Origin of the sequence: Spiroplasma endosymbiont of Megachile willughbiella (assembly GCF_964273395.1) — a bacterium.
GTDB classification, from domain to species: Bacteria; Bacillota_I; Bacilli_A; order Mycoplasmatales; family Mycoplasmataceae; genus Spiroplasma_A; species Spiroplasma_A apis.
On record NZ_OZ187005.1, the window covers coordinates 213,606 to 226,050 of the forward strand.

The 12,445-nt window shown below is 30.3% G+C and carries 12 protein-coding genes; 11 read left to right on the forward strand and 1 reads right to left on the reverse strand.

The annotated features are described in order from the left end of the window. Positions 1-93: 93 nt before the first annotated feature. The 10 genes from ACI2WZ_RS00965 (at position 94) to ACI2WZ_RS01010 (ending at position 10,527) form a co-directional block, all read left to right on the forward strand. Entirely contained in the window at positions 94-906 is an 813-nt protein-coding gene (locus tag ACI2WZ_RS00965; RefSeq protein ID WP_500244959.1) for a hypothetical protein, read from the forward strand. A 17-nt stretch (positions 907-923) separates the two neighbouring features. Then, entirely contained in the window at positions 924-1,373 is a 450-nt protein-coding gene (locus ACI2WZ_RS00970) for a hypothetical protein (RefSeq protein ID WP_500244960.1), read from the forward strand. A gap of 90 nt (positions 1,374-1,463) precedes the next feature. Next, entirely contained in the window at positions 1,464-3,290 is a 1,827-nt protein-coding gene (typA, locus tag ACI2WZ_RS00975) for a translational GTPase TypA (protein WP_500245177.1), read from the forward strand. 113 nt (positions 3,291-3,403) lie between these two features. Then, entirely contained in the window at positions 3,404-4,756 is a 1,353-nt protein-coding gene (eno, locus tag ACI2WZ_RS00980) for a phosphopyruvate hydratase (protein WP_023788957.1), read from the forward strand. Positions 4,757-4,931: 175 nt separating this feature from the next. Next, positions 4,932-5,855 carry a phosphatase PAP2 family protein gene (locus ACI2WZ_RS00985; protein WP_500244961.1) on the forward strand — a complete coding sequence of 308 codons (924 nt, stop codon included), beginning with the start codon at positions 4,932-4,934 and terminating at the stop codon, positions 5,853-5,855. Further along, positions 5,848-6,270: a Holliday junction resolvase RuvX gene (ruvX, locus tag ACI2WZ_RS00990; protein ID WP_500244962.1), complete on the forward strand. Its 423-nt coding sequence runs from the start codon at positions 5,848-5,850 to the stop codon at positions 6,268-6,270. Before ACI2WZ_RS00985 ends, ruvX begins: the two co-directional genes overlap by 8 nt. Before the next feature lie 29 nt (positions 6,271-6,299). Continuing rightward, a complete protein-coding gene (hpt, locus tag ACI2WZ_RS00995; RefSeq protein ID WP_023788960.1) occupies positions 6,300-6,866 on the forward strand; it encodes a hypoxanthine phosphoribosyltransferase in 567 nt (188 codons plus the stop codon). Between the two features lie 84 nt (positions 6,867-6,950). Next, a complete protein-coding gene (gene pfkA / locus ACI2WZ_RS01000; RefSeq protein ID WP_500244963.1) occupies positions 6,951-7,922 on the forward strand; it encodes a 6-phosphofructokinase in 972 nt (323 codons plus the stop codon). Positions 7,923-7,943: 21 nt separating this feature from the next. Then, the gene (gene pyk / locus ACI2WZ_RS01005; protein ID WP_023788962.1) at positions 7,944-9,401 is read left to right on the forward strand and encodes a pyruvate kinase; all 1,458 of its coding nucleotides are present in this window, start codon (positions 7,944-7,946) and stop codon (positions 9,399-9,401) included. 109 nt (positions 9,402-9,510) lie between these two features. Then, positions 9,511-10,527, forward strand: a complete 1,017-nt coding sequence (locus ACI2WZ_RS01010) for an alpha/beta hydrolase (protein ID WP_500244964.1) — start codon at positions 9,511-9,513, stop codon at positions 10,525-10,527. A 52-nt stretch (positions 10,528-10,579) separates the two neighbouring features. On the opposite strand, the gene ACI2WZ_RS01015 is transcribed toward ACI2WZ_RS01010, so the two are convergent. Then, entirely contained in the window at positions 10,580-11,428 is an 849-nt protein-coding gene (locus ACI2WZ_RS01015) for a class II fructose-bisphosphate aldolase (RefSeq protein ID WP_500244965.1), read from the reverse strand. A gap of 110 nt (positions 11,429-11,538) precedes the next feature. On the opposite strand from ACI2WZ_RS01015, the gene ACI2WZ_RS01020 reads away from it, so the two are divergent. After that, positions 11,539-12,279 carry a DeoR/GlpR family DNA-binding transcription regulator gene (locus ACI2WZ_RS01020; protein WP_500244966.1) on the forward strand — a complete coding sequence of 247 codons (741 nt, stop codon included), beginning with the start codon at positions 11,539-11,541 and terminating at the stop codon, positions 12,277-12,279. Positions 12,280-12,445 lie beyond the last annotated feature (166 nt).

Sequence of the window (12,445 nt, forward strand, 5' to 3'; positions counted from 1 at the left end):
TTGCTGATAATATGATATTCAACTTATGAACCATATTAACAGTGTATATAAGTTATTGTGTTTACATAATTACTTATTGAAAGGATTAAAGTTATGAGTTATAGAGAGTGGGAATATTATAGTTTCATTCCTTATGAAACTATAAATAAAGAAGTTTTTATATTATTGTCTCTCTTCGGAGAAGATAATAAGTTTTTACAAGCCATACAAAAAAATTGATTCAAATATAAAGATGTGGCAATGTTTAGAAATTATATAGAAACAGCATTTGAACAAATAGAGGTAGAAAATAAAGCTGAAGTTGACCGTGATAGCCTTAGTTGTCTCTTGAGAATGATGTCGATATGCGATACGTTTACAGATTATGAATATATTTATGGCATAACAAGAGATTATTATATAGAAACTAAAAAAAATCAACAAAAAGAGTTGCGTCTCTTTGATTACTCATTCAAACAATATTTTGATTTATTAATTAAAGGATTCAAAGAAGAGTTAAAAGATATCAAAGTTCCATCTCGTTATGTAACAAAAACAGGCGAAATTTCTAGAACTATGGAAGGTATAAAAGGTATAAAAGATTTTAAAAAAGTTATCAAAGAAAATTACAAAATAAATGACTTAATAAGTGACTTACTTGATGACCTTGAGGATGATAGTGACGGTAACTCAGAGTTTGAAAGTGACCACGAAGTTGTCTTATATAATTTTGCAATATATTACTCAACTAAATTCTACTTTGGTTTACTTTTAAGAGAAAAAATAATTTTAGTTGAAGAAAAAAATACAAATTGTATAATCGAAGAATATAAACCACTTATCGAAGAAGATGATATGAGGCTAACCGAAACACAAATGTTGACGGATCAATCATTGGAAATATTTTATAAAACGTTGAAAAACTAAACACTAGGAGTCTTGATATGAGAAAACATCTGAAATTTCCGTTTTGTTGCAAAGAAGACTCTATTTTCTTTTCTACACTGTTTGAAAACTATATAAGCCAAAGGGAAGTTAATAATGGATTTTCAATAATCAATGAAGATTATAAATTATACAGTATATTAAGTGATAGTGATCTAGAATTGCTTTTTGCAAGACAAGAAGAAAAAATATCTAAACTAAAAGCCAACATCTTAGAAGAAGTTGAAAAAAAGTTTAGAAATGTAGCAGGCTTATTATTTATTTATTACATAAAGTTACTTTTCAATAAGTTACCTTCAAAGCTAGATAAATTAGCTTTTTTGAACTTTATCGAAGGTCAAAGTATTTATTTACACACAAGTTTAATTTCAAGCGAAGCCGAAAGACTTATTGAGTTTATAAAAATATTAATTAAGGATATCAGTGTTTATGAAGCGGCAAATATATAGAATTTATTTGTAAAATAATCAAGTTTTGTATATATTAGTTGCACATAATTTGATATGATTTTTTTGTTATACGATTTTTAGGAGAACCAGATTATGAATAAAAAAATTATAAACATTGCTGTTATTGCCCATGTAGACGCAGGTAAATCAACCTTGGTTGATGCTTTCTTAAGTCAATCAGGAGTATTTAGAGCAAACGAAGAAGTTAAAGAGCAAGTTATGGACAGTAATGATCAAGAAAGAGAACGAGGAATTACTATTTATTCTAAAAACTGTGCTATTGAATATAATGAATACAAAATTAATATTGTGGATACACCAGGTCATGCCGATTTTTCTAGTGAAGTTGAAAGAATTATGAAAACTGTTGATACAGTAATTTTGTTAGTAGACTCAGCAGAAGGTCCAATGCCACAAACAAGATTTGTCTTATCAAAAGCATTAGAACTTGGTTTAAGACCAATTTTATTAATTAATAAGATAGATAAAAAAGATCAAAGAGCTATGGAAGTTGTTGATGAAGTTCTAGAGTTGTTTATGGAACTAAATGCAAATGATGAGCAAATTGAATTCCCAACTTTATTTGGAGTTGCTAGAGAAGGAAAAGTGCAATATTCATTGGATGAACCTAGTGAAGATTTATCTCCATTGTTTGAAACTATTATCAAACAAGTAGGTAATTATCCCTTAGAACTTAGTCAAGAACCGGTGCAATTGCAAATTTCTTCTCTTGCTTATGACTCATTTATTGGGAGATTGGGAATTGGAAGACTTTTCAAAGGAGTACTCAAAGAAGGACAACAAGTATCAATATCAAAAAACGATGGATCAGTTATAAAAGGTAAACTATCAGGTTTATTTATATATCAAGGAATGAAAAGAGTTGCTGTTAAAGAAGCGCAAGCTGGAGAAATAGTTGTTGTTTCGGGTATAAGTGATTTGACCATTGGTGATACTATCTGTGACCCTAATAACATTGTTCCTCTTCCACCAATCATCATTGAAGAACCTACAATGAGTATGAATTTCTTAGTAAATACTTCACCTTTTGCTGGACGAGTTGGTAAATATGTTACAACTAGAAACATAAAAGAAAGATTAGATAAAGAACTTGAAGTCAACGTTGGTTTAAGGGTTGAACCACTAAGTGATTCATCTGCTGATGGGTTTAAAGTTTTGGGTAGAGGTGAACTTCACTTATCAGTCTTAATCGAAACTATGAGAAGAGAAGGTTTTGAACTAGGTATCTCAAGACCAGAAGTTGTTTTTAGAAAAGACGAAAATGGAAACAAACTTGAACCTATGGAAAAGGTAATAATTGATGTACCAACTGAATACGCTGGAACAGTAATAAATAAATTGAATATCAGAAAAGGTTTAATGGTAGACATGGACAGTGATGGAGTTAGAGATAAAGTAACTTACATAGTTCCAACAAGAGGTCTAATAGGTTTTAAATCTGAATTTACAAATGACACTAGAGGAGAAGGTGTTATGGTTAAATCTTTAATGGGGTATGAACCATATAAAGGAAAAATCGAGGGAAGAGTTAATGGTACATTAGTTTCAATGGCCAATGGTGTAACATTACCTTATGCATTGAATAACTTGGAAGAAAGAGGTATATTGTTTGTCGGACCACAAGTAGAGGTATACGATGGAATGATTGTTGGTCTTCACTCAAGAGATAATGACCTTAATGTTAATCCTACAACAGGAAAAAAACTAACAAATACAAGAGCATCAGGAAGTGATGATTCTGTTAAGTTAACTCCACCAAAAAAATTCACTCTTGAAGAAGCGCTTGAATTTATTGAGTGAGACGAATTAGTTGAAGTTACCCCAGATGACATTAGATTAAGAAAAAAATGACTATCAGAAAACGAAAGAAAACAACATAGAAACGATCCTCACTAGGGGATTTTTCTATTTTTTATAAGAATTCTGAAAAATATTCTAATGATTCTCACAAAAATCTTTTCATTTCAGTATTTTTTAGGGTTATTATAAAAAGGTAAGGAGAAAAAAATATGTCAAAAATAGTTAATATAGTTGCACGTGAAGTATTAGACTCACGTGGATTTCCAACAGTTCAAGTTGATGTAACAACAGAATTTGGTGGATTTGGATCAGCTAAGGTACCATCAGGTGCATCAACTGGTTCAAGAGAAGCATTAGAATTAAGAGATGGAGATAAAAAACGCTACAATGGAAAAGGTGTTTTAAAGGCCGTTGACAATGTAAATAAAAAAATAGCAAACGAAATTATAGGTATGGAAGTTACAGACCAAATAGCAATTGATAATGCAATGTGTAAATTAGATGGTGATGACTTTAAGAAAAACTTGGGAGCCAATGCAATTCTTGGAGTTTCTCTTGCGGTTGCAAAAGCAGCTGCTTCTGAATTAGAATTGCCTCTATACAGATACATTGGTGGAGTTAACGCAAGAAGATTACCTGTTCCAATGTTAAACGTAATAAACGGTGGTGAACACGCTGACAGTGCAATCGACTTCCAAGAATTTATGGTAATGCCTGTTGGGGCACCAACATTTAGTGAAGCATTAAGATGAGCTTCAGAAACTTTCCAAGCATTAAAATCATTACTACACGAAAAAAATGATATTACTGCAGTTGGTGATGAAGGGGGATTTGCTCCAAACTTTGCATGAGCTTATCCAGAAGAATCATTAGAAGCTTTCAAAAGTAAAACACCTGCTGAGGTTGCTTTAGATCTTTTAGTAGAAGCAATAGAAAAAGCAGGATATAAAACTGGAAAAGAAGGAATTATGATCGCAATGGATTGTGCGAACTCAGAATTATACATTGATGGTAAATACCACTTCAAAAAAATTGAAAAAGTTACAGGTAAAGAATGAGCAATGACTACTGACGAAATGATTGCTTACCTAGATAAACTTGTGGATACTTACCCAATAATTTCAATAGAAGATGGTTTAGCAGAGTCTGATTGAGAAGGATTCCAAAAACAAGTTAAAACTATGGGACATAAAATTCAAATCGTTGGTGACGACTTATTTGTAACAAATCCTAAAATAACTGCTGAAGGAATTGAAAAAAGAGCCGCTAATTCAGTTTTAATTAAACTAAATCAAATAGGTTCATTAACTGAAACAATTGAAACAATTCAAATGGCGCAAAAAGCAGGTTGAACAGCAGTTACTTCACACCGTTCTGGTGAAACTGAAGATACAACAATTGCCGATTTAGCAGTTGCATTAAATACAGGTCAAATTAAAACAGGTTCAATGTCAAGATCTGATAGAATCGCTAAATATAATAGGTTGTTAGAAATTGAAGCAGAACTTGGTGATGCTGCAATATATGATGGAATGAAATCTTTCTATAACTTAACAAAATAAAATACTTAAACAACTAGTAAAGTAGTATGTTAATTTAGCTCCGCACAAAAATGTGCGGAGTTTTTTTCGCCTGAACTCTATTGGTATTTAACTATCAATGACAGAAAATTCTTTATTAAAAGATTCGGTATATAAAAGTTCCTATAATTAGGTTACAATTTAAATGGTGATAATTTTGAAGTTAAAAAAAGAAATAAATAAAAAAGTTGTGTACTGGGTTTTGGGTGTGGGTATCTTTATACCATTTTTTATTACCTTAGGAATTTATGATTTTAAAATTGCTGAGATTATAAAGACTAATATTTATTCTCAATGAAATTGATTTAAGTATTCGTTTGATGTTGTTGGGAAAACTATTATCGCAATACCGATTTACTTAACTTTGTTCGTTTCTATTTTATGTTTTTTGAATTACTATCCTATTAGCAAAAGTTGGGGTAAAACTATCTTTGTTATTTTTCATTTGATAGTGATTTTAGGATTATTATCATATAGCATTGACAAAAGTTGATTCAACAACAAGTTTGACGAAAAAATCTTAATAGAAGTATTTGCCACTTCAATTATGTACTTAATAATATTCACATTTATACTAATAATAAACATAATAGTATTTAGAAAGAAACTGCATAAAGACAATTATTTTTTGTTTAATATGTCTCGAAAAACTACACATTTAGTTGTTTTTTTATTCCTATCATTCGTTACTGTTCAATTTCTTAAATATTTCTTTGGAAGACCAAGACCTTATCAAATATTTGAAAAAGAAGATCCTTTCATTTCTTTTAAGTATGTATTCGAAGTTTATTTTGGTGCTTCAAGAGGTAATAGTTTTCCTTCAGGTCATACGCAATCAACATTATCATTAATGGGATTACTGTTTTATTTAAACAAAAAAACAAAAAAACAAAAAAATATATATAAAATTTTTTATGTTGGAATAATATTTGTTACCATACTTGTTGCTATTTCAAGAATTCTGATTTTAGCTCACTTCGCAACTGATACTTTATTCTCAATAGGGCTAGTCTTGATTTATTTTTATACTACCCCTTTAATAATTGAAAGTTTTAAAAAGAGGTTTAGAAAAAATGGCTAAGTTTTATGGTTTGGATGTTGGGAGTAAGACTATTGGTGTAGCATATAGTGAAGGGTATTTTGCAAATGTCCACTCTACTATAAGATTTAAAGAGGATGACTTTTCAGAAGCGGTTGAACAATTTATGAAAATTGTAAATCAAGAACACTTTGAAAAAATAATAATAGGTTATCCTAAAAATATGAACGGAAGTTTAGGTCACAGAGTTGAAATGGTAGACTTATTCATTGATACCTTAGTAGAAGAAGGCGGTATCCAAAAAGACAAAATTGTACTGATTGATGAAAGGCTAACAACAAGGATGGCAAAAGCCTTGATGATTGAAGCTAATTTATCAAGGAAAAAGCAAAAGGTAAATAAAGATCAAATCGCCGCAAAACTTATCTTAGAGACTTTCTTGCAACAAAATAAGTAGTATAATAAATAAGTATTTTGGAGGTACAAATGAAGCATCCATTAGTAAAAAAAATAATATTTACAAATGAACAAATTGAAGCTAGGACAAAGCAATTAGGAGAAGAGATTACTAATTATTATAAAAACTCAAAAGTTAAGGAAAACACTGTTATTTTGATTGGTTTATTAAAAGGCTGTGTTCCTTTTTTATCAACATTTATGAAGTATTTCGACTTTCAATGTCAAAGTGAGTATATGGCGGTGTCATCTTATTTAGGGGGAACCAAAACCTCTGGCGAACCTAAAATTAACCTAGATTTGAACTTATCTTTAAAAGATAAACATGTCTTGATAGTAGAGGACATAGTTGATTCTGGAATCACATTAAATTATATAAAACAATATTTGTCTCTTAAAGGGGCAAAAGAAGTTAAAATAGTTTGTCTGTTAGATAAACCCGAAGGAAGAAAAATCGACATAAAACCCGATTGGTTTGGTTTTGAAGTAGAAAATCAATTTTTAATAGGATATGGACTGGACTATCAAGAAAGATTGCGTAACTTGCCTTATGTAGCCGTATGTGATATTGAAAAACTTGAAGATTGAAAATGATAACGTTAGTTATCATTTTTTTAAACAAAATTTTAGGCCACAAAGAACAAAAAGTTATATAATGTTAGAGAATATGGAGGCAAAATAATGATTAAAAAAATCGGAGTTTTAACTTCTGGAGGTGACGCTCCGGGAATGAATGCTGCAATTGCAGCAGTAATTAAGTCGTCAATTGCCAAAGGGATCGAGCCTTATGTAATAAAAGACGGTTATAAAGGCTTGGTTGAAAATTGGATCGAAAAAGTAGACCTTGAATTCGCAGACAATATTATCGCCAAAGGTGGTACCGTAATTGGTTCTGCCAGATTACCTGAATTTAAAGAAGAAAACGTTAGAGCTAAAGCTGTAGAAAATCTTAAAAACAAAGGTATTGAAGCTTTAGTAGTTATTGGTGGAGATGGTAGTTACCAAGGTGCAGAAAAACTTACTAAAATGGGTATAAATTGCATAGGATTGCCAGGTACCATAGATAATGATATCGTTTCTTCTGACTTTACAATTGGATTTGATACTGCTTTGAACACAGTTGTAAGGTCTATTGATGCCATTAGAGATACAATGCAATCACACAATAGATGTAGTGTTGTTGAAATAATGGGAAATGGATGTGGTGATTTAACTTTATTTGCCGCAACAGCAACGGGTGCAGAAGTTTTTTCAACAACAGAAAGTACTTTGACTGAAGAAGAAGTCATTAATCAAGTACTGGATTTAGCAAAGAAGAAAAAAAGAAGCGTAATAGTGGCTGTAGCAGAAAAAGTTTACAAAGATGTTCACATGTTGGCTGAAAAAATAGAGAAAGCAACAGGATATGTAACAAGAGCGACAGTATTAGGACACGTACAAAGAGGTGGAGTTCCATCTGCAATGGATAGATATTTAGCAACTAATGCAGGTATCTTTGCAGTAGATCAGTTAGTTGCAGGTAAAGGTGGTTTATATATCGGAATGAGTGAAAATAAATTAGTAGCTAGAAATATTGAGTCAACCTTAAATATGCCAAAAGTAGATAAAACTGAAGATTATCAAAAAATAAGACAAATAAATAAAGCAATATAAATTATAGCGAGGAAATAAAAAATGAATACAAAAAATATAGAGTTTTATGAACCTAGCAAACTAAAAAGTAAAATTAAAAGAACTAAAATAGTAACAACAATAGGTCCTAGCACAGGAACAAAAGACGACATGAGAAAGTTATTTGAATGTGGTATGAACGTTGTTAGACTTAACTTCTCACACGGAAGTCAAGATGAACACATTTTAAAAATCAATGCAGCAAAAGAATTGCGCGAAGAATTAGACAAACCAATTTCAATATTACTAGACACCAAAGGTCCTGAAATTAGAGTAGGAAGAATGGTTGAAGGATCACAAAAAATAAAAGCTGGAACTGATATTCGAATTTATACTACTGAAAATGAATTCAAAACAAGAGAATGTAAAGCTGGAGAAATGACTGTTTCTTATGATATGAGTATTGATTTGAAGTCTGGTGACATTATTTTAGTAGATGATGGGAAGTTAACATTAAATGTTTTGAATGTTGAACCTGGAATCGTAAATTGTCGAGCTTTCAATTCTCATGTAATTAAGACAAATAAGCGTATAAATTTACCAGGTGTAGATTTCTCATTACCATTTTTAAGTGATAAAGATATTTCTGACATAAGATTTGGGGCAAATTTAGGAATAGACTATATTGCAGCAAGTTTTGTAAACACACCAGAAAATGTAAATGATATAAGAAAAATACTTAAAGAAGAAAATGCCGAACATATTCAAATTATTTCAAAAATAGAATCAAAAATTGGGATTTTTAATATCGATGAAATCATTGATGCAAGTGACGGGATAATGGTAGCTAGGGGAGACCTTGGTTTAGAAATACCTTATTACGAAGTTCCTTATTGAGAAAAACAAATGATTAGAAAATGTCGTGAAAAAGGAAAGCTTGTGATAGTCGCTACTCAAATGTTAGAATCAATGACTGATAACCCACAACCAACAAGAGCCGAAGTTACCGATGTTTATTATGCTACTGAACTAGGTACAGATGCCACAATGTTGAGTGGAGAATCAGCAGCTGGTATCTATCCTTTTATTACAACTGAAACTATGGCAACAATTAATAAACGTGCTGAGCTTGGTTATTATGGAAAAGTTTATTACGATAGAGCTTTAGAAATTGCAAGAAGTACAACTCAAGGACCAAGAGCAAAAATCGCAGATGAATTAGCTAATATTACTCGAAATGGTAAGTATGAGTTTGCAATTGTCTTATCTAGAACTGGAGAATTATTGAAAACCATTTCTAAGTTTAGACCGAATGTTACTATTCTAGGTATTTGTGAAAATGAAAAATTATGAACAGCGTTTGGTTCATGACATTCAATTTTTATGAATAGAGTAGAAAACATTGATGAAGCAGTGGCAAACCCAAGCCTTTTAAGCGAGATTGCCAGATCATGAGGTGCCAAAAAAGGCGAAGAAATTTTAATCGTAAGATCAGAAAACATAAAAGTTCATACTGTTTAAAAAAATTACTTCGGTAATTTTTTTTTAAAATATAATACGGGTCCTGTTCAATGTAGCAATTGTACCAATTTGTAATATAATTAATTAATATATAAAAGAGGTTATTAAAATGTCTTATAAAAAAAGTTACAAAAAATTAAGAAAATATCAATACAACTGATTTGCTTTATCTTGTACTTTAATTTTTTTTCCTATTGTGATTATCTTTGTTACAATCTTTTCAATAGCCTTTGTTCCATATTTGTTCAAATATAAAAGAAGCGGAATTGGAAAAGGGGGTCAAGAGTTAAATACCCTTAGTGACTTAGAATATGATGGTCAAGTCAAAAAAATGCCAAAATATAATATTAATGAAAATTCTTACAAAGAGTTTTTTATAGGAAATGAAGAAGAAAAAATTAGTGTTCTAACGATGGAACACGAGAACAGCGATAAATGAGTTATCGGTGTTCATGGTTTTAAACGAAATAAATATATTGGTGTAAGAAATGTATTTCATTTTTATAAAGAGGGTTATAATATATTAACTTTCGATGCCTATGCACATGGGAAAACATATGGAAAGAAATCAGATTTTGGTTTAACTAATTCAAAAATTCTTGATGTGTTAGTAGAGTGAATTAAAAAGACTAAAAAAACAAGTAAAATAGGAATTTTAGGGGTTAGTATGGGAGCGACAACATCGCTTATGTTTGCTAAAAACTATTATCTAAAAAATAAAGTTGATTGAATTATTGCTGATTGCCCATTTATGCAAGCAATTCCACAAATTAGATTCTTTTTACAAAAATATACTAAATTACCTTGATGATTAGGTACATTATGAATTAATTTTTTATTTAGACTACATAGTAAAACTAACATAAAAGAAGTTAACTTATTTTGAGGATATGAAAAAATCAAAGATTTACCAATATTATATATTCATGGTAAAATAGACGACTTCATTATGTATGATAATTCGGTAGTTATGCATTATAAAAAAAGTCTTTTCGATAACAATAAAGAGAACTTGATTATATATGATAATGCCAAACATAGTCAGTCTATTGTTAATAATTATAAGGACTATACCACTAGAACACTAAATTTTGCATCAAAATATAATAATACAAAAACAAAGTAAAATATTATTTACTTTGTTTGTCTAAAACATTGTTTAGAATTGTAGTGTGTTTTTATTTATATCGATTGTTAGAGCCGAAGGCTCTAATTTTTTTTCTCACTTCATTTTTGACCTCATCGATTGAAGATCTACCATACTTACGAGCGTCATACTCATTAGGGTGATCTGTTAATCAACTTCTGATTCCATTACAAGCAGCAATTTTTAGATCTGTACCAATATTTATTTTAGTTATACCCAAACTGATTGCTTTTTGTAGGTCGCTCAATGAAACTTGGCTTGCCCCATGTAATACAAGAGGTGCCTTTATTTTTTCGCTTAATTCTTTTAGTAGCTGAAATTGTAGTTCGATTTTACTCTTGTTTAAACCGTGACTTGTTCCTATCGCTATCGCGAGTGCATCTATTTGAGTCTTATTTTCAAAGGCAATTGCATCTTCTAAAGAAGTATATTTTTTATTTGATGTATCTCTATCATCTTCTTTTCCACCAACATGGCCAATTTCTGACTCAACATCCACATCTCTAGTTCTTGCATATTCAACAACTTCCTTTGTTTCCTTTACATTCTCTTCGAACGGTTTAAGTGATGCGTCTAGCATCACACTTGAAAAACCCACATCACATGCTCGTTTAATTAAATTAATATCGAAGCCATGATCTCAATGTAACACAACTGGTATTCGAGCTTCTTCTGCTGCTTTTAATGAAAGAGCAAATACATTCTCAATTCCGATATATTTAGCTGCACTTTCAGTAACCATCAATATTACAGGTGATTTTTCTTCCTCTGAAGCTTCAATAATTCCTTTCATCATCTCGAGGTTATCAAAGTTAAAGGCTGGAACTGCGTAGCCTTCTCTTTTTGCTTTTGCTAGTTCTAATTTTAATTTGGCTTTCATAATTGATACCTCCTTTTGTGATAAACTATACACATAAGTATTTTACATTGTTTTAAACTTTTTTAAACTTTTTTAAACTTTTTTAATAAATAACAACGAGGAGAATTTGAATGTTAAAAGAAGAGAGATGAGCTAAGATATTAGAATTAGTAGACACAAGGGGCTTTGTAAAAAATAATGAACTTGCTAGATTAACTGATTCAACTATTCAAACTATAATAAGCGACATAAATTCACTAGATAAGGAAAACAGAGTTATAAAAGTTTATGGTGGCGCTAAGTCTATATTTGAACATAAAACTAATAGAGAATCTTTTGATGAGGAAAAAATAAATTTAAATAGTTTTGAAAAAGATTTGATAGCTAAAACAGCTGCAGACTTAGTTGAAGAGAAAGATTATATTTTTTTAGATACAGGAACAAGCACAAAAAAATTAATAAAATATTTAGCAGATAAGGATATAAAAATAGTAACTAACGGGTACTCAATAGCACTGGAACTAATGGAGCAAGATATTGAAGTTTGTTTAGTTGGTGGAACAATAATCCCATCAACCCATGCTACTGCAGGTGTTTTATCTTTGAAGTTTTTAGAAAACTTTTATTTTGATAAGGCATTTATTGGTATCAATAATGTTGACAAAGAGGGAATGTACACCACTAACATAGAAGAAGCTATGATAAAAGAAAAAGTAATCAAATGTTCAAAAAAAGCTTTCATTCTTTGTGATTCTAGTAAATATGGTAAAAAAAATAGTGTCAAAGTGGTTACTCAGGAAAACACAACTATAATTAGTGAAAAAGCACCCAAGTTTGATTTAAATAATATAATAATTGCAAAAAATGAGTAAAATAGATTTTTTACTCTTTTTTATTGACAATTAACCTTTTGAAGGTAAAATATATATCTATGAAAACTAATGTTTATAAAGACTATAATTTTTAAGCAGAAATAATGAAAGGAAATGATTATTTTAATCTACCAAACTTTTTTTGGTGTTAAAATTTCACATTGAA